The sequence below is a fragment of the Streptomyces sp. NPDC058576 genome, from assembly GCF_042718715.1.
GTDB lineage: Bacteria > Actinomycetota > Actinomycetes > Streptomycetales > Streptomycetaceae > Streptomyces.
Map to the genome: position 1 here is coordinate 1 of NZ_JBHXPF010000077.1, position 24,042 is coordinate 24,042.

Annotated in this window: 23 protein-coding genes; 5 read left to right on the forward strand and 18 right to left on the reverse strand. The window is 71.1% G+C overall.

Annotated elements, in window-relative coordinates; genetic code table 11:
• Positions 1-48 precede the first annotated feature (48 nt).
• From ACFWRV_RS32725 to ACFWRV_RS32740, 4 genes are all read right to left on the reverse strand, one after another.
• Positions 49-1,470 carry a sugar porter family MFS transporter gene (locus ACFWRV_RS32725; protein WP_384339550.1) on the reverse strand — a complete coding sequence of 474 codons (1,422 nt, stop codon included), beginning with the start codon at positions 1,468-1,470 and terminating at the stop codon, positions 49-51.
• A gap of 205 nt (positions 1,471-1,675) precedes the next feature.
• Entirely contained in the window at positions 1,676-5,413 is a 3,738-nt protein-coding gene (locus ACFWRV_RS32730) for an AAA family ATPase (RefSeq protein ID WP_384339551.1), read from the reverse strand.
• A gap of 321 nt (positions 5,414-5,734) precedes the next feature.
• Positions 5,735-5,947: a hypothetical protein gene (locus ACFWRV_RS32735; RefSeq protein ID WP_006127885.1), complete on the reverse strand. Its 213-nt coding sequence runs from the start codon at positions 5,945-5,947 to the stop codon at positions 5,735-5,737.
• Between the two features lie 436 nt (positions 5,948-6,383).
• Complete coding sequence (locus tag ACFWRV_RS32740) at positions 6,384-6,665, reverse strand: acylphosphatase (RefSeq protein ID WP_205080801.1); 282 nt, start codon at positions 6,663-6,665, stop codon at positions 6,384-6,386.
• Between the two features lie 239 nt (positions 6,666-6,904).
• Here ACFWRV_RS32740 and ACFWRV_RS32745 point away from each other — a divergent pair, with 239 nt between their 5' ends.
• Positions 6,905-7,852: a CAP domain-containing protein gene (locus ACFWRV_RS32745; RefSeq protein WP_384339552.1), complete on the forward strand. Its 948-nt coding sequence runs from the start codon at positions 6,905-6,907 to the stop codon at positions 7,850-7,852.
• 75 nt (positions 7,853-7,927) lie between these two features.
• Complete coding sequence (locus ACFWRV_RS32750) at positions 7,928-8,314, forward strand: winged helix-turn-helix transcriptional regulator (RefSeq protein WP_384339553.1); 387 nt, start codon at positions 7,928-7,930, stop codon at positions 8,312-8,314.
• On the opposite strand, the gene mutM is transcribed toward ACFWRV_RS32750, so the two are convergent.
• The 9 genes from mutM to ACFWRV_RS32795 all read right to left on the reverse strand — a co-directional run bounded on the left by mutM (position 8,287) and on the right by ACFWRV_RS32795 (position 17,603).
• Complete coding sequence (mutM, locus tag ACFWRV_RS32755) at positions 8,287-9,147, reverse strand: bifunctional DNA-formamidopyrimidine glycosylase/DNA-(apurinic or apyrimidinic site) lyase (RefSeq protein WP_384339554.1); 861 nt, start codon at positions 9,145-9,147, stop codon at positions 8,287-8,289. The two genes, ACFWRV_RS32750 and mutM, sit on opposite strands and share 28 nt — an antisense overlap.
• Positions 9,148-9,261: 114 nt before the next feature.
• Positions 9,262-10,086, reverse strand: a complete 825-nt coding sequence (gene rnc / locus ACFWRV_RS32760) for a ribonuclease III (protein ID WP_030085026.1) — start codon at positions 10,084-10,086, stop codon at positions 9,262-9,264.
• Between the two features lie 19 nt (positions 10,087-10,105).
• On the reverse strand, positions 10,106-10,279 hold the full coding sequence (gene rpmF, locus ACFWRV_RS32765; protein ID WP_003965982.1) for a 50S ribosomal protein L32: 174 nt from the start codon (positions 10,277-10,279) through the stop codon (positions 10,106-10,108).
• Between the two features lie 2 nt (positions 10,280-10,281).
• Entirely contained in the window at positions 10,282-10,896 is a 615-nt protein-coding gene (locus tag ACFWRV_RS32770) for a YceD family protein (protein WP_384339555.1), read from the reverse strand.
• 219 nt (positions 10,897-11,115) lie between these two features.
• Positions 11,116-12,279 carry an ATP synthase F0 subunit B gene (locus tag ACFWRV_RS32775; RefSeq protein ID WP_384339556.1) on the reverse strand — a complete coding sequence of 388 codons (1,164 nt, stop codon included), beginning with the start codon at positions 12,277-12,279 and terminating at the stop codon, positions 11,116-11,118.
• A 116-nt stretch (positions 12,280-12,395) separates the two neighbouring features.
• Positions 12,396-12,875 carry a pantetheine-phosphate adenylyltransferase gene (gene coaD, locus ACFWRV_RS32780; protein WP_032787127.1) on the reverse strand — a complete coding sequence of 160 codons (480 nt, stop codon included), beginning with the start codon at positions 12,873-12,875 and terminating at the stop codon, positions 12,396-12,398.
• A 26-nt stretch (positions 12,876-12,901) separates the two neighbouring features.
• Complete coding sequence (gene rsmD / locus ACFWRV_RS32785) at positions 12,902-13,486, reverse strand: 16S rRNA (guanine(966)-N(2))-methyltransferase RsmD (protein ID WP_384339557.1); 585 nt, start codon at positions 13,484-13,486, stop codon at positions 12,902-12,904.
• 119 nt (positions 13,487-13,605) lie between these two features.
• Positions 13,606-15,828, reverse strand: coding sequence for an ATP-dependent DNA helicase RecG (recG, locus tag ACFWRV_RS32790; protein WP_384339558.1), 2,223 nt, complete (start codon positions 15,826-15,828; stop codon positions 13,606-13,608).
• Positions 15,829-15,878: 50 nt separating this feature from the next.
• Positions 15,879-17,603, reverse strand: coding sequence for a DAK2 domain-containing protein (locus ACFWRV_RS32795; protein WP_384339559.1), 1,725 nt, complete (start codon positions 17,601-17,603; stop codon positions 15,879-15,881).
• Between the two features lie 256 nt (positions 17,604-17,859).
• Here ACFWRV_RS32795 and rpmB point away from each other — a divergent pair, with 256 nt between their 5' ends.
• Positions 17,860-18,045: a 50S ribosomal protein L28 gene (rpmB, locus tag ACFWRV_RS32800; RefSeq protein ID WP_003965989.1), complete on the forward strand. Its 186-nt coding sequence runs from the start codon at positions 17,860-17,862 to the stop codon at positions 18,043-18,045.
• 101 nt (positions 18,046-18,146) lie between these two features.
• Here rpmB and thiD read toward each other — a convergent pair whose 3' ends face one another.
• Positions 18,147-18,956 (reverse strand): bifunctional hydroxymethylpyrimidine kinase/phosphomethylpyrimidine kinase, encoded by an 810-nt coding sequence (gene thiD, locus ACFWRV_RS32805; protein WP_384339560.1) that lies wholly within the window; start codon positions 18,954-18,956, stop codon positions 18,147-18,149.
• Positions 18,957-18,973: 17 nt separating this feature from the next.
• Positions 18,974-19,954, reverse strand: a complete 981-nt coding sequence (locus ACFWRV_RS32810) for a thiamine-phosphate kinase (protein WP_384339561.1) — start codon at positions 19,952-19,954, stop codon at positions 18,974-18,976.
• Between the two features lie 219 nt (positions 19,955-20,173).
• Between ACFWRV_RS32810 and ACFWRV_RS32815 the strand changes: the two genes are divergently transcribed.
• Both ACFWRV_RS32815 and ACFWRV_RS32820 read left to right on the forward strand, forming a co-directional pair.
• Positions 20,174-20,407: an Lrp/AsnC ligand binding domain-containing protein gene (locus ACFWRV_RS32815; RefSeq protein ID WP_003965992.1), complete on the forward strand. Its 234-nt coding sequence runs from the start codon at positions 20,174-20,176 to the stop codon at positions 20,405-20,407.
• 20 nt (positions 20,408-20,427) lie between these two features.
• Positions 20,428-20,916: a DUF3515 domain-containing protein gene (locus tag ACFWRV_RS32820; protein ID WP_384339562.1), complete on the forward strand. Its 489-nt coding sequence runs from the start codon at positions 20,428-20,430 to the stop codon at positions 20,914-20,916.
• 22 nt (positions 20,917-20,938) lie between these two features.
• Here ACFWRV_RS32820 and ACFWRV_RS32825 read toward each other — a convergent pair whose 3' ends face one another.
• Genes ACFWRV_RS32825 through ACFWRV_RS32835 form a run of 3 tightly spaced genes read right to left on the reverse strand, consistent with a single transcriptional unit; the run spans position 20,939 to position 23,908 of the window.
• Complete coding sequence (locus ACFWRV_RS32825; protein WP_384339563.1) at positions 20,939-22,114, reverse strand: D-alanine--D-alanine ligase family protein; 1,176 nt, start codon at positions 22,112-22,114, stop codon at positions 20,939-20,941.
• Positions 22,115-22,148: 34 nt separating this feature from the next.
• Entirely contained in the window at positions 22,149-23,159 is a 1,011-nt protein-coding gene (locus tag ACFWRV_RS32830; RefSeq protein WP_384339564.1) for an NAD(P)H-dependent glycerol-3-phosphate dehydrogenase, read from the reverse strand.
• Positions 23,156-23,908 (reverse strand): lysophospholipid acyltransferase family protein, encoded by a 753-nt coding sequence (locus ACFWRV_RS32835; protein WP_384339565.1) that lies wholly within the window; start codon positions 23,906-23,908, stop codon positions 23,156-23,158. Before ACFWRV_RS32835 ends, ACFWRV_RS32830 begins: the two co-directional genes overlap by 4 nt.
• Positions 23,909-24,042: the final 134 nt, after the last annotated feature.

The window sequence follows — 24,042 nt, forward strand, 5'->3', positions numbered from 1 at the left end:
AAGGGTGAGCCGGGGCCGTCGGCGAGGAGAAGAGGGGCAGCGGGGAAGTCAGCCCATCTCCTCCAGCGTTTTGCCCTTGGTCTCCTTCACGAACTTGAGCACGAAGGGGATCGAGAGCACGGCGAAGCAGGCGTAGATGATGTACGTCCCCGAGAGGTTCCAGTCGGACAGGCTCGGGAAGCTGGCGGTGATCGCCCAGTTGGCGATCCACTGCGCGAAGACGGCGACGCCGAGGGCGGCCGCGCGGAGCCGGTTCGGGAACATCTCGCCCAGGAAGACCCAGACGACGACACCCCACGACAGTGCGAAGAAGAGCACGAACACATGGGCGGCGATCAGGGCGACGGCGCCCTGGGTCTCGGGCAGCTTCCCGTCGACCAGGTCGGCGGAGAAGGCCCACGCCTCGACGGCGAGCGCGAGCGCCATGCCGACGGAGCCGACGAGGGCGAGCGGCCTGCGGCCCACCCGGTCCACGAGCACCATCGCGATCACCGTGCCGATGATGTTGATGATCGAGGTGGTGAACGAGTAGAAGAACGAGTCGGTCGGGTCGACACCGACGGACTGCCACAGCGTCGCCGAGTAGTAGAACGCGACGTTGATGCCGACGAGCTGCTGGAACATCGAGAGGCCGATGCCGACCCAGACGATGGGCAGGAAGCCGAAGCGGCTGCCCAGCAGGTCCTTGAAGGAGGACTTGTGCTCACGGTGCATGGCGGTCTCGATCTCGGCCACGCGGGCGTCGAGGTCGATCTTGTCGCCCTCGACCTCTTCGAGGATCTTGCGGGCTTCGGCCTTTTTGCCGACCGAGATGAGGAAGCGCGGGGACTCGGGGATCGCGAAGGAGAGCAGGCCGTACAGGACCGCCGGGACGACCATCACGCCGAGCATCCACTGCCAGGCCTCCAGGCCCAGGATCTCGCCGCGCTGGTCGCCGTCGGCGATCTGGAGGACGGCGTAGTTGACCAGCTGGGAGATGGCGATGCCGATGACGATCGCGGCCTGCTGGAAGGAGCCGAGCCGCCCTCGGTAGGCGGGCGGGGAGACCTCGGCGATGTAGGCCGGGCCGATCACGGACGCCATGCCGATGGCGAAGCCGCCGATGATGCGCCACATCGCCAGGTCCCAGAGCGCGAACGGCAGGGCGGAGCCGATGGCGCTGGCGGTGAAGAGCACCGAGGCGATCTGCATGCAGCGGATGCGGCCGATCCGGTCCGCGATCCGGCCGGCGGTGGCGGCGCCGATCGCACAGCCGATCAGCGCGATGGCGATGACCTGGGCGAGCGTTCCGGAACCGATGTCGTACCGGTCGCGGATCGCCTCGACGGCCCCGTTGATGACGGAGCTGTCGTAGCCGAAGAGGAAGCCGCCCATCGCCGCGGCCGCGGTGATGAAGATGACATGGCCGAGGTGGTCCGGGTGGGCCGCCCTCGCCCCGGACTCGGGTCCGTTCGCTGTGCTGCTGGTCACGTGAACTCCTGATGCCTGGCCGGGGGTCAGACGTGGGGTGTGAGCCTTCCCAGTGGCGCACACCATCCAGCCCGCCACCACTTGAAGGCGAAATCAACTTCGCAGAGGTTATGTCTTCAAGAAACGAAGTCAAACAGTGGGTCCCCGCCCGTGTACCCAGGAGCGCGCGATAGGTGCCTTGAACTCCTGATGAATCGGCGAAAAGTCAGCGCAGCCGCTGGCTGATGACCTTCGAGACGCCGTCACCCTGCATGGACACGCCGTACAGCGCGTCGGCGACCTCCATCGTCCGCTTCTGGTGCGTGATCACGATCAGCTGGGAGCTCTCCTGGAGCTCCTCCATGATCCGGATCAGCCGCTGGAGGTTGGTGTCGTCGAGCGCGGCCTCGACCTCGTCCATCACGTAGAACGGACTGGGCCGGGCCTTGAAGATCGAGACCAGCAACGCCACCGCCGTCAGGGACCGCTCGCCGCCCGACAGCAGGGAGAGGCGCTTCACCTTCTTGCCCGGCGGACGCGCCTCGACGTCCACTCCGGTGGCGAGCATGTTGTCCGGGTCGGTCAGGATGAGCCGCCCCTCGCCGCCGGGGAAGAGCCGCGAGAAGACGCCCTCGAACTGCCGGGCGGTGTCGTGGTAGGCCTCCGTGAAGACCTGCTCGACCCGCTCGTCGACCTCCTTGATCACCTGGAGCAGATCGGCCCGGGTCTTCTTCAGGTCTTCAAGCTGCTCGGACAGGAACTTGTGCCGCTCCTCCAGCGCCGAGAACTCCTCCAGCGCGAGCGGATTCACCTTCCCGAGTTGCTGGTACGCCCGTTCGGCCGACCGCAGTCTCTTCTCCTGCTCGGGCCGCCGGTACGGCTTCGGCTGGTTGCGCGGGTCCTCCGGGTCCTCCGGCAGCTCCTCGCCCTCGGCGGCGGGCGACGGCGGGACCAGCTGGTCGGGGCCGTACTCGGAGACCAGCCCCGCGGGCTCCACGCCGAGCTCCTCCAGGGCCTTCGTCTCCAGCTGCTCGATCCGCAGCCGCTTCTCCGCCCCCAGCACCTCACCCCGGTGGACCGAGTCGGTGAGCTTGTCCAGCTCGCCCTTCAGCTCCCGGCCCCGGTCGCGCTCGACAGCCAGCTCGCGCTCCCGTTCGCCCTTCGCCGCCTCGGCCGACGTCCGCTCCTGGTCGGCCCGTACGAGGGACACCTCCACGTGCGCCAGCAGCTGACGGGTGCCCGAGGCGACGGCGGAGGCGACCTCGGCCTCGTACCGCAGCCGGGCCCGGCGCTGCTCGGCGCGGGTACGTGCCTCCCGTTCGGCGCGGGCGGCCCGGTCCAGCCCGTCCGCGCGCCCGGCCAGCGCCTTGACCCGCTCCTCGTGCGTACGGGCCTGGAGCCGGGCCTCCATCTCGGTCTGGCGGGCGTTGGCCCCGTCGGCGGCGAGCCGGTCCCGCACGGAGGTGTCGGGCTCCTCGTCGGCCGGCGTCTCCTCGGCGACCAGCAGCCGCTCCGCCAGCTCCTCGGCCTCCTCGGTCGCCCGCTCCAGGGCCTCCTGCGCGCGGGCGGCGGAGGCGGTCATCCGCTCGGCCTCGCCCGCCGCGCTCCGGGCCGTCCCGGCGAGCCGCCCGAGCTGCTGGGCGAAGCCGGACTTCTCCCGCTCGGCCGCCCGGCGGCGCTCCCCCAACTCCTCGACGAGCGCGGCCTGCTCCGTGCGCCGCTCACCCGCACGACGCTGGGCCTGCGCCAGCTCCTCGCACCGTACGGCCAGGTCGGCCAGCTCGGCGACGGCCTCGTCGACGGAGGCCTGCACCTCCAGGAGGCTGGGCGCCCCGGCCGACCCGCCCTGCGCGAAGTGGGCGGAGAGCACGTCCCCTTCACCGGTCACCGCGGTCAGCCCGGGGTGCGCGGCGACCAGTTCCTCGGCCTCCTCCAGCGTCCCGACGACCACCATGCCCGGTACGAGGCGGCGTACGGCCCCGAGCAGCGCGGCGGGCCCGCGCAGGAGGTCGGCCACGGCGGGCGCGGCGAGGGCGGTGGCTGTGTTCGCCTCGGCACGGCCGCTGGGGAGGGCGGCGGCGTCCGGGCCGGCGGGGACAGCGACGGGTTCGGCGGGAGCGCCGCTCTGACCGGGCAGCACGGCGGGGGCGGGCCTCGCCGCCTCTTCCCGCACGGGTACCTGCTCACCGGACTGTTCCGGTACGTGGCGGGGTCGGGCCTCCGCGGCGGCCGGGGCGGGCGCCGGCTCCCCGCCCAGCAGCATCGCCGCGCGCCCCGCGTCCCGTTCGCGCAGCAGCCGGATCGCGTCGGCGGCCGTGGCCGGGTCCGTGACGGCCACGGCGTCCGCAGCGCTGCCGAGGGCGGCCGCGACGGGGATCTCGTAGCCGGGCTCGACGGTCAGCAGTTCGGCGGCGGGCCCGAGGATTCCGGCGAGCCGGTCCCGGGCCCCGAGCAGAGCCCCCGTGCCGTCCTTGCGCCGCAGCCCCAGGGCCAGCGCCTCGTGCCGGGCCGCGACCGCCGCCCGCCTGCGCTCGGCGGCGGTGGCCTCGTCGCGGGCCGCACTGTGGGCGGCCTGGGCCTCTCCGAGTGCCCGCTTGGCCTCCTCGTGGCGGGCGGTCAGCTCCTCGTCGACGCCGTCCAGCCCCTCGACCTCGGTCTTGAGCTGCTCGTACTCCTCCTGGGCGGTGACCGCGCGCTCCTGCGCCTCGTCGCGGGAGGCGGCCAGCCGGTCGATCTCGGCCTGTGCCGAACCGGCCCGGCTGCGGGCCGCGTTGACCTGGCCGTTCAGCCGGGCGAGCCCTTCGCGCCGGTCCGCGATGGCGCGGGCGGCGTCCTTGAGCCGGCGCTCCTCGGCGGCCAGGTCGCGTTCCAGGTCGGCGCGGTGGGCGGCGGTGTCCTCCAGCGCGTGCTCGGCCGCCTCCAGGGCCGCCGTCAGTTCCGCTTCCTGCTCGCGGATCCGGGCGGCCTCGCGCTCCAGGTCCTCGGGGTCGCGGCCCCGGCGCTCCTCTGCCGGCGCCTCGGAGGCGCTGCGGACCCGGGCGTCGGCCAGGGAGATGGTGCCGCGGACCCGCTCGGCCAGTTGCGACAGCTCGTACCAGGTCTGCTGGGCGCGCTGGAGCCGGGGCGCGAGCCGGCGCACCTCGCCCTCCAGCTCTGCCTCCCGGGCGAGCGCCGCCCTCAGCTCGGCCTCGGCCGTGTCCTTGCGCTTCTTCAGCTCGGCCTCGTCGGCGATCTCGTCGCGCAGCGCGTCCCGCAGGGTCACCAGGTCGTCGGCGAGGAGCCGGAGCCGGGCGTCGCGCAGGTCGGCCTGGATGACGGCGGCCCGGCGGGCGACGGCGGCCTGCCGGCCGAGCGGCTTGAGCTGGCGGCGCAGTTCGTCGGTGAGGTCCTGGACCCGGGCCAGGTTGGCGCCCATCGCGTCCAGCTTGCGCAGCGCCTTCTCTTTCCGCTTGCGGTGCTTGAGGACGCCCGCGGCCTCCTCGATGAAGGCCCGGCGGCCCATCGGGTCGGCGTGCAGGACGGAGTCCAGCTGTCCCTGCCCGACGATGACGTGCATCTCGCGGCCGATGCCGGAGTCGGAGAGGAGTTCCTGGATGTCGAGCAGCCGGCAGGTGTCGCCGTTGATCTGGTATTCGCTGCCGCCATTGCGGAACATGATCCGAGTGATCGTCACTTCGGCGTACTCGATGGGCAATGCGCCGCCGGAATTGTCGATGGTCAGCGACACCTCGGCGCGGCCGAGCGGCGGCCGTCCGGTCGTCCCGGCGAAGATCACGTCTTCCATCTTGCCGCCGCGCAGGGATTTGGCGCCCTGTTCCCCCATGACCCAGGAGAGCGCGTCCACCACATTGGACTTTCCGGATCCATTGGGTCCGACGACGCAGGTGATCCCCGGTTCGAATCGCAGGGTGGTGGCGGACGCGAACGATTTGAAACCACGCAGGGTCAGGGCCTTGAGGTGCACGCCGCCGGACTCTACCTTTCGCTCTCGGTTTCGCTGATGAAGGTGCAGGGCACATCAGACGGTAAGCGAAGGCCGGTACGTCCGGGGCGGGGGTAGGGCAAAGAAAAAGGGACGCCGAAGCGTCCCTGTGAATCTTGCTGGCGTATGCATGAATCCAGCTGTTGGCCCTGCGCGTGCATCGCAGACGACCGGACATCGGCATCCCCGCTGATGCGGGGACCCCGGTGTTCGGGGACGGCGATCCGTGACGCAGGACGGATCAGAGGTGTTCCGAGGCTACTGAGCATGCCCGGCCCGACCGGCCCGAAGGGGCCGCTTCGGTCAGGTCAGCGCAGGCTCGCCCTGGGGTACGTCGATGTCGATGCTGTCGAGCAGCGACTCCTGGTGCTGGGCGGCGGCGTTGAGCGCGTCGTTCTCGTCCTGGATCCGGGTGAGTTCGGATTCCAGGTCCTGGACGCGCTGCTGGAGCCGTCGCATCTCGGCGAGGAGTCGCGGGTCGGAACCGCCGACGTAACCGAGAAGCGCCTTTGCCATGATGGATGGTCCTCCACAATGAGTGACCGACCGATGCGGTGTGGGTCGTCAGGGGATCGCACCCGCGGTGCTCGGCAGGGCTCTGTCACCACTGCGGTTCTGCTGCTAATCAGCTCTACCGAACAGCTAAGGTGCGCGGGGTTTTCAGCGTCTCACCAAAAAGTTTGACGGTCAACACGATCACACCCTGTGCACCCGGGTGTCCCGGGGGCGCGCGGCTGGACGATCATGCGGCGCGACTCTCCTGCGGGACCCCGAGGGGTGTGCGGATCTTCGTCAATGCCGCAGCCTTGCACGACATCCCGGATCTGGCAACCATCGACCTCCACCGGTCCCGTCGCAGGTCATTTCGGGTGCGGGGCCCGAGGCGGCGTTCTGGTTACCGTTCGGTACGCGGTGTTCACCGAGCGGATCCGAGGAGCCGCGCGGGGCGGGATCAGCGGATGGCGAATCCGTCGTATCCACCGCGCGGGGTGTCCCAGATCTCAGTGACTCCATCCACACGCCCGGGTGTGTCGTCGGACCGCAGCCAGTCCAGCAGACGGTGGCAATTGTCACGCCGCCCCTCGGCCACGATCTGTACCCGGCCGTCGTCGAGATTGAGGGCGAACCCGATGAGCCCGCCGATCTCCAAAGCGTTTGCCCTGGTGAACCAGCGGAAGCCTACTTGCTGTACTCGGCCGCGTACCCAGACGACGAGGCGTGCTTCTTCGTTCATGCCCGAACGCTAACCGGCCAATTGCTCTCGAAGCACGTCGCCCCCTTTCGCCCATGGGCTACAGTCCCGTCGCAACAGCCTCACTCGATCGGGTGAGTATCGGACGGGTGTCGACCGGAAAGTCGATCAAGCGGCATTCGCTCCGCGTGCCACCGAATTCGATCAACGAGGCAATCGAGAGCAACGGGGCAGTCGAGTGACGTCGCGACGACGTCCCGAGTATCAGGAAGGCACAGCGCATGGGACGCCACCGACGATCCGCCGCAGGCCCCGCCGCTGAAGAACCCGCGGCCGGGGCCGCTTCCCGGCGCCGGGGCACGCGCCGGAAGAAGTCCGCCGTGCCGATCCGGACCGGGCTCCTCGGCGTCTCGGCCGCCGTCGCCGTCGGCGCGGTGGCCGTCGCCTCGGGCCTGATCCCCGGCGGCGACACCTACACCTCCGGCAACACGACCGCCGCCGACCAGGTGCGTACCGGCGGCGCGCCGGATCTCCTGACGCAGGGCGGCAGCTCCACCGCTCCGGCCGACCGGTCCTCCTCCCCCACCAGCCGGGGCAGCGAGCGCCCGGAGGCGCCGAGCGGGACCCCGTCGAAGACGCCGTCCAAGAAGCCTTCGGCATCGCCGTCGAAGACGCCGTCGAAGTCGGCCGCGCCCTCCACCTCGAAGAAGCCGGCCGCCACCCCGTCGAAGAAGTCCAAGGCACCCACTTCGGCACCGGAGAAGAGCAGCGCCCCGGCGAGCAAGGCCCCGGCGCCGCCGAAGACCTCGACCGCGCCGCCGCCCAGCAAGAAGCCGAGTCCTTCCCCGACGGACGCCTCCGCACGCAGTGAGGTGCTGGCCCTGGTGAACCAGGAGCGCGCGAAGGTCGGCTGCTCCCCGCTGTCCACCAGCGCCCCGCTGACCTCGCTCGCGCAGAACTTCAGCGAGGACATGGCGGCCCGCGGCTTCTTCGACCACACCGACCCGGACGGCGACACCCCCTGGGACCGGGCCGCACAGGCCGGCGTGCAGGGACTCGCCGCGGAGAACATCGCCCGCGGCCAGGCCGACGCCCAGGCCGTGATGGAGGGCTGGATGAACAGCGAAGGCCACCGGGCGAACATTCTCAACTGCGACTACAAGACCATCGGCATCGGTGTCCACGAGGGCTCCGGCGGCCCCTGGTGGGTCCAGAACTTCGGCTTCTGACCCCGCTTCACCGGTCCACTTGCTCCCGTACAGCGCTCCCTCGGGGTGAGCACTGTGCGGGAGTAAGCTTTTGGTATGGCCAGCGATACCGACAGCCTCGCGTTCGACGTCTTCTCCCGGCAGTGCCCCTCGCGCTCGACACTGGAGCACGTCACCGGGCGCTGGGGCGGTCTGACGATGGGCGCGCTGTACGAGGAGAGTCTCCGCTTCAACGAGCTGCGCCGCCGGGTCGACGGGGTCAGCGAGAAGATGCTCTCCCAGACCCTGCACGCCCTGGAGCGGGACGGGCTCGTCCTGCGGGAGGCGCAGCCGGTCAACCCGCCCCGGGTGGACTACGAGCTCACCCCGTTCGGCCGCGAGGTCGCCGAGAAGCTCCTCGGGCTCATCCACTGCGTCGAGGGGCGGATGGACGAGGTCCTCGCCGCCCGGACGCGTTACGACGAGGCGCGCGGCGGCCGCTGACAGCGCGGGCAGTAGTAGCTGGAGCGGTTCATCCAGGCGCGGCGGCGCATCGGGGTGCCGCACCGGTGGCAGGGCTCGCCCTCCCGGCCGTACGCGTCGAGCGACCGGTCGAAGTAGCCGGACTCGCCGTTCACGTTGACGTACAGGCTGTCGAAGCTGGTGCCGCCCTGGGCGAGGGCCGCGTTCATGACGTCGCGGGCATGGCCGAGCAGCTCGGCGGACTGGGGGCGGGTCAGGGTCGCGGTCGGCCGGTCGTAGTGCAGCTTGGCGCGCCAGAGCGCCTCGTCCGCGTAGATGTTGCCGACGCCGCTGATCAGCGACTGGTCGAGCAGGGCGCGCTTGACCGTGGTCCGGCGCAGGCGCAGCGCGGTGTGGAACGCGGCGTCGTCGAAGAGCGGGTCGAGCGGGTCCCGGGCGATGTGCGCGATGGTGTCGGGCAGCCCGTCGGGGGTGTTGTCGTGCAGCGAGAGCCCGCCGAAGGTGCGCTGGTCGACGAAGCGCAGCTCGGTGCCGAGGGCGTCGTCGAACCGCATCCGGATCCGCAGGTGCTTCTCGTCGGGGGCGTCCGCGGGCTGCACCAGCAGCTGTCCGCTCATGCCGAGGTGGCCCAGCAGCGAGGAGGCCGCCTCCTCGACCGGCACCCAGAGGTACTTGCCGCGGCGCATCGCCGTCCCGAAGCGCACCCCGCGCAGCCGGGCGGCGAAGTCGACGCCGCCCGCGAGGTGGCGGCGGACCGAGCGGGGGTGCAGGACCTCGACTTCGGTGACGGTGCGGCCGCTGACCCAGCGCTCCAGGCCTCGGCGGACCACTTCGACCTCAGGCAGCTCGGGCACGGTGCACCACTCCAGACACGACGACGGTAGTACGGGAACGGGTCCCGCGGAAACGCTCCCCGGGACAGGGAAAACCCCCCGGTGCGCATGGCACCGAGGGGTTCCCGTTGTGCTTCAGGCCGGAGCGGCGTCCGTGTTCGGCGACGGGTCGGCAGGGGTGTCGGCGGCCCCTCCGTCGGCCGCGGACTTCTCCGCGGCCTGCCGTGCCTCCGCGGCGGCGCTGATCTCGCGCCAGGCGGACTCGGCCGCCTGCTGCTCCGCTTCCTTCTTGCTACGGCCGGTGCCGGTGCCGTACGAGACACCACCGACGCGAGCGGCAGCAGTGAAGGTCTTCTCGTGATCCGGGCCGGTCTCCGTGACGAGGTACTCGGGGACTCCGAGGCTCTCGCTCGCGGTGAGCTCCTGGAGGCTGGTCTTCCAGTCCAGGCCGGCGCCGAGGTTCGAGGACCTGTCGATCAGCGGGTCGAAGAGCCGGTGAACCAGCTCCGAGGCCGCGCCGAGGCCCTGGTCGAGATAGACCGCGCCGATCACTGCTTCCAGTGTGTCGGCGAGGATGGAAGCCTTGTCCCGGCCACCCGTGCCCTCTTCACCGCGGCCGAGCCGGATGAAGGAGCCGAGTTCGAGGCCGCGGCCCACTTCCGCAAGTGCACGTGAGTTGACCACCGCGGCCCGCAACTTGGCCAGCTGGCCTTCGGGCAGGTCGGGGTGGGTGCGGTACAGCGTGTCCGTGACCACCAGGCCGAGCACCGAATCCCCGAGGAATTCGAGCCGCTCGTTGGTGGGCAGACCGCCGTTCTCGTATGCGTACGAACGGTGGGTCAGCGCACGCACCAGAAGGGCGGACTCGAGGTGATACCCGAGCCGCCCTTCCAGAAGCGTGTGGGACGAGGCTGTGTTGACGTTGTCTGCCTGCTTCTTGGCGCTGGACAACTCAGACATCGGGCCTCTCACCAGCCGCTCAGACCTCGAGGACCTGGCGCTTGTTGTAGGTGCCGCAGCTCGGGCACGCAATGTGCTGGAGCTTGGGCTCCTGGCAACGCTCGCACGAAACCAGGGTGGGGACCGCAGCCTTCCACTGCGACCGGCGGTGGCGCGTGTTGCTGCGCGACATCTTCCGCTTCGGAACAGCCACGGCTACTTCTCCTGCTTCTCGTCGACGCCAGGTTCGGCGCCGCCCATGTTGTCCTTCTCGCCGTCCTGAACGGTCTCGGCGAGTCCTTGCAGTGCCGCCCAACGGATGTCGACGGCGTCGTGGTGGTGGCCCGGATTCTCGTCCAGCCTGATTCCGCATTCGGAACACAGACCGGCGCAGGTCTCCTTGCACACCGGCTGCATGGGCAGTGCGAGCACTACCGCGTCACGCAGCATTGACTCGAGGTCGAACAAGCCGTCCTCGAGGAAGAACCTGTCCTCGTCGTCCTCGGCGTCGTCGGCCGGTTCCGCCGCACTGCTGCGGCCCCGGTCATCGGCGTCAGGGTACGAGAACATTTCCTGGAAGTCCGCGTCGACCTCTACGGTCAGCGGCTCCAGACACCTTACGCACTCCCCCTCGGCGGTCGCACGGGCGGTGCCTGTGACAAGCACCCCTTCCATGACCGATTCGAGGCGGAGATCCAGCTCCACAGGGGCGCCTTCCGGCACGCCGATGACGCCGTCGATGCCCAGGACCGGTGAACCGGGTGCTTCCACCGAGCGGGACAGCCGCTTCATGGCACCGGGACGCCGACCCAGCTCGTGCGTATCGAACACGAGAGGGTTTCGGTGGTCGAGGTGGCCGTTCAGGGCTTTTCCTGCTTTCGAATCATGGGTGTCGCGCTACGAAGGGAGGGTCGGCCGTCTGCGGTCCGGAACGAACCGTCTCCGTTTCTCAGACGAAACGGGCAGCCGGGATCGCGGACCTATGTGCGACCGAGGATTCAGGATACTGGACGGACCGCTCAGCACCCAATCGGGTCGGCCCGCCCGGGGTCAGCGGCCCTGCTCGTACCGGCGGAGCTGTTCCAGATCGATCATGCTGGTGTCGAAGAGGCTGGTCTCGTCCAGCGCTCCCCCGCCCTGCTGGTCGGACGCCTGGCCCTGTCCCTGGCCGTGTACCTGGCCGTGCCCCTGCCCGTGCTGCTGGGTCTGCTGCTGCCAGCCGTAGTCGGGCTGGCCGGTGGGCTGGGCCGGGTACCCGTTCGGGTCGTAGCCCCCCTGCTGCTGGTACGCCGTGTACGGGTCGGGCTGCTGCTGGTAGCCGTACGCGTCCTGGACGCCCTGCTGGAGCGGCTGATCCTGGTAGCCGTACGCCGCCTGCGCATAGCTCGGCTCGGCCTGCGGCTGCGCAGGGTAGGCGGGCTGCTGGGGCGGCTGGGGCACCTGCGGGGGCTGCTGAGGCGCCTGCTGCGGCTGCGGAGTGGCGAGCTCGGCGAGACCGGCCAGATAGTCGGCGTCGCTGGTGTGCCCCTGGCCGCCCGCGGCGTCCTGGGCGGCCATGTGCGCGCCGAGGTCGTCGCTGGCGACCCGGCCGTGCAGCTTCTGCCGGCCCCGGCCCACCGCCTCCAGGGTCCCCGCGAGAACGGCCTCGAAGGCGCCGAACTTGGCGTCGACGTACGCGTCGGCCCGCTGCCGCAAGGTCTCGGGGTCGGCGCTGCGCTCGGGGGCCTCGGCGAAGTCGGGGTCCTGGTAGCCCTGCTCGTCCAGGCCCTGGCCGCGACCGAGCAGCTTCTCGCGGCCCCGGTCCACGGAACCGATGGTCTTGGTGAGGACGACCTCGAAGTTGGCGAGCTTGCTGTCGACGTAGTCGTCGGCCTCGGCCCGGACCTCCTCGGCCTCGCGGCGGGCCTCGGACAGGATCCGGTCGGCCTCGCTCTGCGACTGCCGGGCGATCTCGGTCTCGGAGATCAGCGAGGCGCGCTGGGCGTGGGCCGACTCGATGATCCGCTCGGCCTCCTGCCGGGCCTGCTCGGCGAACTGCTCCTGGCCGCCGATCAGCTCCTGGGCCTGGGCGAGGGAGCCGGGCAGGGCCTGGCGCACCTCTTCGAGCATGGCGAGCAGCTCGGCGCGGTTGACCACGCACGAGGCCGACATGGGCATGGATCGGGCGCTCCCGACCGCTTCGACGATCTCGTCGAGCTTCTTCTGCACGTCCACGGTGTGCTCGCCACTCTCTGCTGCTCTGTCGAAGCTGCTGCTCCGTTGGAGACGGACGGCACGACTGTAAGGCCAGTCGGCCGCCGCCCGACACCTGGTGACGGCCCGTCAGCGCCTCAGCGTTCGCCCAGGCGCTTCACGAGTGCCTCGTGGACGGCCGGCGGCAACAGGTGGGAGACATCGCCGCCCCAGGTCGCCACCTCCTTGACCAGCGAGGACGACAGGAAGCTGTACGTCGGATTGGTCGGCACGAAGAGTGTCTCGACGCCGGAGAGGCCGTTGTTCATCTGGGCCATCTGCAACTCGTAGTCGAAGTCGCTGACGGCTCGCAGGCCCTTCACGATCGCCGGGATCTCCCGCTGCTTGCAGAAGTCGACCAGCAGGCCGTGGAAGGACTCCACCTCGACGTTGCCGAAGTCGGCGGTGACCTCGCGGATCAGCTCGATCCGCTCGTCCACGGTGAACAGCCCTTTCTTGGACTGGTTGATCATCACCGCCACGTGCACCACGTCGTACAGCTTCGAGGCTCGGCCAATGATGTCGAGATGTCCGTTGGTGATGGGGTCGAACGACCCCGGACAGACGGCGCGGCGCACTGTGATTCCCTCGCTCTCCGGTCCGGTCATCGTGCGTCTTCGCACGTAGCGGCGGCGCGACCGTACCAAAGCGTCCCCTCGCCGTAGCGACGGGAGCGCAGTGGCTCGAATCCGGCGGGCCAGCCGAATTCTCCGCCCCGGGTGCTGCGTTCCACGGTGACGAGCGCATCGCCCGTGAGCCACCCCTGGGTACGGAGTGTGAGCAGGATCTCGCGAAGATCGTCATCGGTGACGACGTACGGCGGGTCCAGGAAGACGATGTCGTACGGGTCGGTGGGCGCCGGGCCTGTCACGATCTGTTCCGCTTTGCCGGTGCGGACTTCGGCGCCCGGAAGGCCGAGGGTGCGGACGTTGTCGCGGACGGTGCGGACCGCCTTCGGGTCGGCCTCCACGAGCAGGGCGTGGACCGCGCCCCGGGAGAGCGCTTCGAGGCCGACGGCGCCGGAACCGGCGTACAGATCGGCGACGCGGCTGCCTTCGAGCGTGCCGAGCAGCGCTTGCCAGGTGGAGAAGAGGCCCTCGCGCGCACGGTCGGAGGTGGGGCGGGTGCCGGTGCCGGGCGGAACGGCCAGGCGGCGTCCGCCGGCCGAGCCGGCGATCACGCGGGTCATGGGTGTGGGGTCCTCGGGGTCGGGGGCGTGCGGAGGGGCTCGCGAACGGGTGCGTGCCGTGCGTCCACGATATGGCGTACGGCCCGCGCCGGCCCGACCGGCAGGACGCCCCGGCGCCCTCATCCCTTGTCGAGATACTCCTCGCGGTCCTTGTCCAGGAGGGCGGCCAGCACCGTGCGCAGCTCCGGCAGGTGCTCCAGGTCCGGGTCGGCGGCGACGATCGCGACGGCCTCCTCGCGGGCGGCGGCGATCACTTCCTCGTCGTCGATGACCGTGAGCATCCGCAGCGAGGAGCGCACGCCGGACTGGGCCTGGCCCAGCACATCGCCCTCGCGGCGCTGTTCGAGGTCGATGCGGGAGAGCTCGAAGCCGTCGAGGGTGGCGGCGACGGCGGAGAGCCGGGCGCGGGCGGGGCTCGCCTCGTGGGCCTCGCTGACCAGCAGGCAGAGCCCGGGGGCGGAGCCACGGCCGACACGGCCGCGGAGCTGGTGGAGCTGCGAGACGCCGAAGCGGTCGGCGTCCATGATCACCATGGCGGTGGCGTTGGGGACGTTGACGCCGACCTCGATGACGGTGGTGGCGACGAGGACGTCGACGTCCCCGGCGGCGAACCGGCGCATGACGTCGTCCTTCTCGTCGGGGTGCATCCTCCCGTGCAGCACCTCGACGCTCAGCCCGGCGAGCGCGCCCCTGCGCAGCTCGTCGGCGATCTCCAGGACGGCGAGCGGCGGGCGCTTGTCGCCGTCCTCCTCGGGGGCCGCCTTCTTGGCCTTCGCCTTCTTGCCGCCCTTGCCCTCCGTCTCCTCAGCGTCGTCGCCGATGCGGGGACAGACCACGTAGGCCTGGTGGCCGTTCTCCACCTCCTCGGCGACGCGTTCCCAGGCACGGCTGAGGAAGTGCGGCTTGTCCTTGGCGGGGACGACATGGCTGGCGATCGGGGAGCGGCCGGCCGGGAGCTGGTCCAGGACGGAGGTCTCCAGGTCGCCGAAGACCGTCATCGCGACCGTACGGGGAATGGGGGTGGCGGTCATGACGAGGAGGTGGGGCGGCTGCTTGCCCTTCGAGCGGAGGGCGTCGCGCTGCTCCACGCCGAAGCGGTGCTGTTCGTCCACGACGACCAGGCCCAGGTCGTGGAACTGCACCTTGTCCTCGATCAGGGCGTGGGTGCCGATGACGATCCCGGCCTCGCCCGTGACCAGGTCGAGCAGGGCCTGTCTGCGGGCGGCCGTGCCCATGGAGCCGGTGAGCAGGACGACCTTGGTCCCCCGGTCCGAGCCGCCCAGCATGCCCCCCTCGGCCAGCTCGCCCATCATCTCGGTGATCGAGCGATGGTGCTGCTGGGCGAGGACCTCGGTGGGGGCGAGCATCGCGGCCTGGCCGCCCGCGTCGACCACGGTGAGCATGGCCCGCAGGGCCACCATCGTCTTGCCCGAGCCGACCTCGCCCTGAAGCAGGCGGTGCATCGGGTGCTCGGTGGCCAGATCGTCGAAGATCTCCTTGCTGACCTTCTCCTGGCCCTCGGTGAGGGTGAAGGGCAGCTTGGCGTCGAAGGCGTCCAGCAGGCCGTCCGCGACGGGGCGGCGGGCGACGGCGGGGAGCTGGGTGTCGGCGTACCGGCGGCGGGCCAGGGCGACCTGGAGGACGAACGCCTCGTCCCACTTGAGCCGGGCCTTGGCGTCCTCGATGTCCGCCTTGGTCTGCGGGCGGTGCACCTTGAGCAGGGCCTCGGGCAGCGGGGTGAAGCCACGGCCCTCCCGCAGGGCGGCGGGCAGCGGATCCACGGCGTCCTGCGCGCCGGGCAGGACGGCGTCGACGGCCTTGGCGATCCGCCAGGAGTCGAGCTGCTTGCAGGCGGGGTAGATCGGCAGGAGCCGTCCCGCGAAGGCGTCCACCGCCTCGGTGGCCTCGTCCGCGTCGGAGGCGTCGAGCAGTTGGTACGTGGGGTGGGCCAGCTGCATCTTGCGGTTGAAGACGGAGACCTTGCCCGCGAACATCGCCTGGCGGCCCGGCAGCAGTTCCTTGTGCGGCTTGTGGACGCCGTGGCCGAAGAAGACCAGCTGGAGGCGGCCGCTGCCGTCGGTGAGAGTGACTTCGAGCCGTTTGCCCCGGCCGTTGTTGAACATCAGGATCCGGGCGTCGGCGACCTGGGCGACGACCGTGACGTGCTCGTCCAGCGGGAGGTCGGCCAGCGCGGTCAGCTTGCCGCGCTCCTCGTACCGCCGCGGGTAGTGGTGCAGCAGATCACCGACCGTGTGCAGGTCGAGGTGTTCGGCCATCACCTTCGCGGTGGCTCCGCCGAGCAGCTTCTTCAGAGGTTCATCGAACGAGGACACGCGATCCATTGCACACCACGGCACTGACAGCTGTCCGCCGGGCACGCACGCCGACCGCGCTACTCGACGCCGATCAGCAGGGGTGCGCGCTGGTGCCCGCCCCGGTAGACCACGGTGTCCACGGCGAGGTGGCCCTCCCGTACGTGCTCCTCCAGCACGTCGGCCAGGAAGTCGGGGACGTCCTCGCCGAGGACGAGGGTGACCAGTTCGCCGCCGGCCGCCAGCATCCGGTCGAGCACGGTGCGGGCCGTGTGCGGGACGTCGGAGCCGATCACGGCCACGTCCCCGTCGATCAGGCCGAGGATGTCCCCGGCCTGGCAGATCCCGGCCATGGTCCACGACTGGCGTTCCGCGACGGCCAGTTCGGCGTAGCGGGTGGCGCCGGCGGCGGCGGTCATGGCGACCACGTCCTCGTCGAAGCCCCGGTCCGGCTCGTGGACGGCGAGCGCGGCGATGCCCTGGACGGCGGCGCGGGTCGGCACGAGCGCGACCCGGACCCCCTCGGTCCTGGCCTGTTCGGCGGCGGCCGCGGCGGTGTGGCGCAGGGCCGCGTCGTTGGGCAGCAGCACCACCTCGCGGGCGTGGGCGCGACGGATGGCCTCGACCAGTTCGCCGCTGGCGGGCGGTTCGCCGGGGCGGGCGATCACCGTGGTGGCGCCGGCCTCGGTGCAGAGCCCGGCCAGGCCGTCGCCGGGGACCACGACGACGACGGCGCGCTGGGCGGGTTCGGCCTGGACGCGGAGGTCGTGGCCGCTCTCGGTGGCGAAGTGGGTGATCCGGATCCGGTACGGCCGCCCGGCCTCGACGCCCGCCTCCACGGCGGCCCCGGCGTCGTCGACGTGGACGTGGACGTGCCAGAGCCCGTCGCCGCCGACCACCACCAGGGAGTCGCCGAGGGCGTCGAGCCGGGTGCGCAGCCGGGCCACCTGCTCGTCGCGGGCCTCCAGGAGGTAGATCACCTCGAAGGCGGGCCCGGCGCCCCCGTCCTCGGGGCAGTCGAGCGGGCCCGGCGAGGAGAGGCCCCCCGCCGGAAGGCCGCCCTCCGTAACGCCTTCGACCGGCGTGCCGCCCACCGGCAGCCCCACCACGGAACCGCCGTCCACGGGCACGGGCGCCTTCCCGGGTCCGGTGCGGGGCCCCCGTACCGGAGACTGCCCCGACACCGTCTCCACCAGCGCGCCCAGGACGGCCACCAGCCCCCGGCCCCCGGCGTCGACCACGCCCGCCCGGCCGAGGACGGCCAGCTGCTCGGGCGTCCTGGCGAGGGCGGCGAGCGCCCCCTCGTACGCGGCGTTCACGACGGCCCGCAGGTCCAGGTCGTCGCCCCGGGCGGCCTCGGCGGCCTCGGCGGCGACGGTGAGCACGGTGCCCTCGACGGGGTGGGCGACGGCGTGCCGGGCCGCGTCGGCGGCGCTGGTGAGGGCGAGACGCAGGTGGGCCGCGTCGCCGCCGTCGGCCAGCACCCCGGCCATGCCGCGCAGCAGCTGGGCCAGGATCGTGCCGGAGTTCCCGCGGGCGCCGATCAGGGCGCCGTGCGCCATCGCGCGTACGGCGTCGGCGGTGGCGGGCGCGGTGGTGCCCATCTCGTGCGCGGCGAAGACCGCTTCGACGGCGGCGGCGGCGGACTCGACGGTCAGGTAGAGGTTGGTGCCGGTGTCCCCGTCGGCGATGGGATAGACGTTGATCGCGTCGATCTCCGCGCGCTCCCGGCCCAGGGCCTCCAGGGCCAGTGAGCACCATGTGCGTACCGCGACGGCGTCCAGGTCGTCGGGGAGCTGCGGCACCGATGGTCCTCCTTGAAGCGGCCGTGGCAACGGGCTGCACCGCAGGTTAGCCCGCTCGGCGGGGTCCCGGCCCGGACAGGGGGCGGGAGGACGGTGGGCCGACCCGTGGTAGTTTCGTATCTCCGAAGCAGGCGTTGTATGCTGCTCCGGTTGCCCGATGAGAGTCGGGCCATTCCTCCGGTACCGCCACTTCAGTCAAATGATTCCGGCGCGCCGGAATTCACTGTAAGTGCACCTGAAGTCTTTGGAGTGACCCGTGGCTGCCAACTGCGACGTTTGCGGCAAGGGGCCGAGCTTCGGCAACAGCATTTCGCACTCGCACCGCCGTACGTCCCGTCGCTGGAATCCCAACATCCAGCGCGTGCGTGCCGTGGTCGGTCGGACGCCGAAGCGGCTCAACGTCTGCACCTCGTGCATCAAGGCCGGCAAGGTCGCGCGCTGACGTCCCCGTCGTAGCGCAGCCTTCCGGTTGCCCAAAAAGCCGGTCCACCTCGGTGGACCGGCTTTTTGCTGTGCTCGGAAGCCGATCGGGGGCGGGGCCGGTCAGCCGGCCCGGCGGGTCAGCCAGCCGTGGTCGACCGGGCCGATGCCGCCGCCCAGCGGGAAGCCGGCCTCGATCGCACCGGTGACGTACGTCTTCGCGCCCCGTACCGCCGTGGGCACGTCCTGCCCCAGCGCGAGCCCGGAGGCGATGGCGGAGGCCAGGGTGCAGCCGGTGCCGTGGGTGTGGCGGTTGTCGTGCCGGGGGGCGCGCAGCCAGTGTTCCGCGCTCCCGTCGGTGAGCAGGTCCACCGCCTCACCGGGCAGGTGGCCGCCCTTGATCACGACCCAGCGCGGCCCGAAGCCGAGGATCTCCTCGGCGGCCCGGCGCATTCCGCTCTCGTCGGTGACCCGGACGCCGGTGAGCTGGGCCACTTCGTCGAGGTTCGGGGTGGCGACGGTGGCGACGGGCAGCAGCTTCGTCCGTACGGAGTCGAGGGCCTCGGCGGCGAGCAGCGCGTCGCCGTGCTTGGAGACGCCGACCGGGTCCACGACGACGGGGGCGTCGGTCCCGGCGAGGAGTCCGGCGACGGTCTCGACGAGCGCGGCCGAGGCGAGCATCCCGGTCTTCACGGCCTGGACGCCGATGTCGTCGACGACGCTGCGGTACTGGGCGCGTACGGCGTCCACCGGAAGCTCCCACGCGCCCTGGACGCCGAGGGAGTTCTGTGCGGTGACGGCGGTGAGCACGCTCATGCCGTGCACACCGAGAGCGAGCATCGTCTTCAGATCGGCCTGGATCCCCGCACCGCCGCCGGAGTCGGATCCGGCGACGGTGAGCACACGGGGCGGGACAGCGGTACGTATGGGCATACGCAGCAATCTAACGCTCACGCGCGCGGCGGGGTGTCCTCGATCGCGCCGAAGTGGTCCCAGCCGCCCTTGCTGGTCCAGGGGGCGCCGTCGACGGTGACCTGGGGCAGGGCGGAGGGGTTGAGGACCTCGCCGATCACCCTCCAGCGGGCGGGCAGCTTCACGTCGGGCGGGAAGGTCGCCACGATCGCGTGGTCCTCTCCCCCGGTCAGCACCCACTGGAGCGGGTCGACGCCGACGGCCTGGCCGATGTCGGACATCTGCGAGGGGATGTCGATGAGGCCGGAGCGCAGGTCGATGCGGCACTTGCTGGCCTCCGCGATGTGTCCGAGGTCCGCGACGAGGCCGTCGCTGACGTCGGTCATCGCGGTGGCGCCGAGCCCGGCGGCCGCGGGGCCCGCGTGGTACGGCGGTTCGGGGCGGCGGTGGGCCTCGACGAAGGCGCGGGGCGAGCGGAAGCCGCGGGAGAGCACCGCGTAACCGGCGGCGGACCAGCCGAGCCAGCCGGTGACCGCGACGACGTCACCGGGGCGGGCGCCGCCCCGGGTGACCGGTTCGTGGTTGCGCAGATCGCCGAGGGCGGTGATCGCGACGGTGATCGTGTCGCCGCCGACCACATCGCCGCCGACCACGGCCGCGCCCGCCACCTGGCACTCGTCGCGCAGCCCGTCCATCAGCTCGGCGGCCCAGGTGACGGGAAGGTCGGCGGGGACGACGAGGCCGAGGAGCAGCGCGGTGGGCACGGCGCCCATCGCCGCGATGTCGGCGAGGTTCTGGGCGGCGGCCTTACGGCCGACGTCGTACGCCGTCGACCAGTCCCGGCGGAAGTGCCGCCCTTCCAGCAGGATGTCCGTACTGGCCACGACCCTGCGGTCGGGGGCGGCCACGACCGCGGCGTCGTCGCCCGGTCCCAGCCGTACCGCCGGAGTGGTGGTGAGCCGGGACGTGAGCTCTCTGATGAGCCCGAACTCCCCCAACTCGCCCACGGTTCCCTTCACCGAGTCTCACCTCTCCTTTATCGCCCCGGACACCCGTCCGGGCCCCCGGTCGCGAGCCGTCTGTGCTGTCGGTACCGTCAAGAGATACGTCAACTTCTGCGCCCTGTACGCCACGCTGTGGACGTCATCCGGCCCGTAGGTCTCCCCGCGGCCCGCGGCAACGCGATAACGTGGCGTCCCTTTCCCCCACATGATCCTCGTGGCCGCCCTGGAGGTTCCGTGGTACAGGCGTACATCCTCATCCAGACCGAGGTGGGCAAGGCGTCGATCGTCGCCGACACCATCTCCAAGATTCCGGGAGTGATCCAGGCAGAGGACGTCACCGGTCCGTACGACGTGATCGTGCGGGCCCAGGCAGACACGGTCGATGAACTCGGCCGCATGGTGGTCGCCAAAGTGCAGCAGGTGGACGGCATCACACGAACCCTGACCTGCCCGGTCGTCCACCTCTGACCCCCGTCTAGGCTGGGCCGGTGACGTCATCCGCCCGCCGTTCCCCCCGCTCGATATTCCTCGGTCCGTCCGCTGCCGTGCTCGTCCTGGCCGCGGCGGGCTGTTCCCTCAGCGACGCGCAGCCCTCGATCACGGTTCCCACACCGCCCTCGGAGGCCGCAGCGTACTGCGAGGCCCTGCACGAGGAACTGCCGAAGACCGTCCTCGAACTGGAACGCAGCGACCCCTCCCCGGATTCGGAGCTGACCGCCGGCTGGGGGGACGGGGCGATCGTACTGCGCTGCGGGGTCCCCCGGCCCGCGAAGATGGACGACCCCCAGTCGCAGGGCGTCGAGGCGGACGGGGTGAAGTGGATGCTGGAGGAGCCCGAGGACTCCGGCCCGCGGTTCACCACCACGTACCGCAAGGCGTACGTCGAGGTCACGCTCTCCTCGGCGTACGCCCACGACATCACGCCGCTGGCCTCGTTCGCCGGCCCGGTCTCGAAGACGGTTCCGAGCCGGTTCTGAGACCGTCGGCGCCCCGCTCGCGTCAGCGCAGTCCGGTGGAGCGGGTCAACGCCGCCTGGATCAGCCGGTCGACCAGCTCCGGGTAGCCGACGCCGCTCTCCTGCCACATGCGCGGGTACATGGAGATCGGGGTGAAGCCCGGCAGGGTGTTGATCTCGTTGATGACGAAGGAGCCGTCCTCGGTGAGGAAGAAGTCGGCGCGCACCAGGCCTTCGCAGGAGACGGCGTCGAAGGCGGCGACGGCGAGCCGCTGCACCTCGGCGGTCTGCTCCTCGGTGAGCGGCGCCGGCACCAGACCCGCGGCCGAGTCGATGTACTTCGCCTCGAAGTCGTAGAAGTCGTGCGCGGTGACCGGGGGGATCTCGGCGGGCACGCTGGCGCGCGGGCCGTCCTCGAACTCCAGCACCCCGCACTCGATCTCACGGCCGCGCAGCAGCGACTCGACGAGGAACTTCGGGTCGTGGCGGCGGGCCTCCTCGATCGCCTCGTCGAGGCCCTCGATGCCGTCGACCTTGGTGATGCCCATCGAGGAGCCACCCCGGGCGGGCTTGATGAACAGCGGCCAGCCGTGCTCGCCGGCGAAGTCCACGATCCGCTTGCGGGCGGCGGCGGGGTTGCTGTCCCACTCCCGGGGGCGGACGACCTCGTACGGTCCCACGGGCAGGCCGAAGGAGAGGAAGACGCGCTTCATGTACTCCTTGTCCTGGCCGACGGCGGAGGCGAGCACACCCGCGCCGACGTAGGGCACCCCGGAGAGTTCGAGGAGCCCCTGGAGGGTGCCGTCCTCGCCGTACGGGCCGTGCAGCACGGGGAAGACGACGTCGACCTCGCCCAGCGCCTTGGGCACCGAACCGGGCTCGGTGTAGACGACCTCACGGCTGCCCGGATCCACGGAGAGCACGACGCTGCCCTCGGCGGACTCGGCGAGCCGGTCCACGTCGGGGACCTTGCGGTCGGTGATGGCCATGCGCTCGGGCTCGTCGGCGGTGAGCGCCCAGCGGCCGTCCGCCGTGATGCCGATCGGCAGGACGTCGTACTTCGTCCGGTCGATGGCCTTCATGACGGCGCCGGCCGTGACGACCGAGATGCCGTGTTCGGAGCTGCGGCCGCCGAACACGACAGCCACGCGGGGCTTGCGGCGCGGCGCCTGCGGGCTCTCGGCGCGCTCAGGGCTCTGGGGGAGGTTCTCGCTGCTCATATCGCGATGAGCGTACCTGCTGGTAAGGGAGACGTCAGCGTCGCTCGGCCTTGGCGCTCCGCGACATCAGCTCCTTGACGGCGACGACCGGGGACTTGCCCTCGTGGACGATGGAGACGACGGTCTCGGTGATGGGCATGTCGACACCGTGCCTGCGTGCCAGGTCGAGGACCGATTCGCAGGACTTGACGCCCTCGGCGGTCTGCTTGGTGACGGCGATCGTCTCCTGGAGCGTCATGCCGCGGCCGAGGTTGGTGCCGAAGGTGTGGTTGCGCGAGAGCGGCGATGAGCAGGTGGCCACCAGGTCGCCGAGGCCCGCGAGTCCGGAGAACGTCAACGGGTCCGCGCCCATGGCCAGGCCCAGTCGGGTGGTCTCGGCGAGGCCGCGGGTGATGAGGGAGCCCTTGGTGTTGTCGCCGAGGCCCATGCCGTCCGCGATGCCGACGGCGAGGCCGATGACGTTCTTCACGGCGCCGCCGAGCTCGCAGCCGACCACGTCGGTGTTGGTGTACGGCCGGAAGTACGCGGTGTGGCAGGCGGCCTGGAGGCGCTGGGCGACGGACTCGTCGGCGCAGGCGACGACGGCCGCGGCGGGGCGCCGCTCGGCGATCTCCTTGGCCAGGTTGGGTCCCGAGACGACGGCGATGCGGTCGGCGGAGACCTTGGTGACGTCCGCGATCACCTCGCTCATCAGCTCGGCGGTGCCCAGCTCGACGCCCTTCATCAGGGAGACCAGGACGGTGTCCGGCTCCAGGTGCGGGGCCCAGTCGGCGAGGTTGGCGCGCAGCGTCTGGGAGGGCACGACGAGGAAGGCGAACTCCGCGCCGCGCAGGGCCTCGGCGGCGTCGGTGGTGGCGCGGATGGAGTCGGGGAGCGCGATGCCCGGGAGGTAGTCCGGGTTGGTGCGGGTGGTGTTGATGGTCTCGGCGACCTCGGCGCGGCGGCCCCAGAGGGTGACCTCGCAGCCCGCGTCGGCGAGGATCACGGCGAACGCCGTACCCCATGAGCCGGTTCCGAAGACGGCTGCTTTTACGGGGTGCGTCACGTGGGTCCCTTTCCCTGGGCCCTGCGCCGTTGTTCAGCACGGGCTTTGCGGTGATCGTAGAGCTCGGCGGGGGCCTTCTCCCCGCGCAGGTCCTCCAGCTGGCGGGTGACAGCCGCCATGATGACCTCGGTCGCCTCGCGCAGCACTTCGGGGGTCGGCTCCAGGCCGTGGAAGCGGCTGAGGTCGACGGGCGGTCCGGCCTGCACCTGGAGCGTCTTGCGGGGGAACAGCCGGAACTTGTGCTTCGTGGCGTAGGGCGGCATCGCGAGGTTGGCGCCCCACTGGGCGACGGGGATGACCGGCGCCTTGGTCATCAGGGCGACCCGGGCGGCTCCGGTCTTGCCGGCCATCGGCCACATGTCGGGGTCCCGGGTGAGGGTGCCCTCGGGGTAGAAGGCGACGCACTCGCCGCGCTCGATGGCCTCCACGGCGGCCCGGAAGGCGTCCAGGGCGTTGGTGGTCTCGCGGTAGACGGGGATCTGACCGGTGCCGCGCAGCATCATCCCGACGAACGGGGTGCGGAAGAGGCCGGCCTTCGCCAGGAGCCGCGGCACCCGCCCGGTGTTGTACTGGAAGTGGCCGTAGGAGAGCGGGTCCAGATAGGAGTTGTGGTTGACGGCGGTGATGAATCCGCCGTCGGCCGGAATGTGCTCCGTCCCCCGCCAGTCGCGCTTGAACAGAACCACCAACGGCGGCTTCGCGATGACCGCCGCCAGGCGGTACCAGAAGCCGATTCTGCGGCGGGACACTTGGATACCTTCCTTAAGGATTTCAACCTGCTGCCTGGCTACTGACGGTCAAGTCTCGCCCCAGACCCCTGCTCTGTCGAGAACACCGTACGCCTCACGTTCGGTAGCGGGCCTCCGGGTTGTCGTACCGGCAG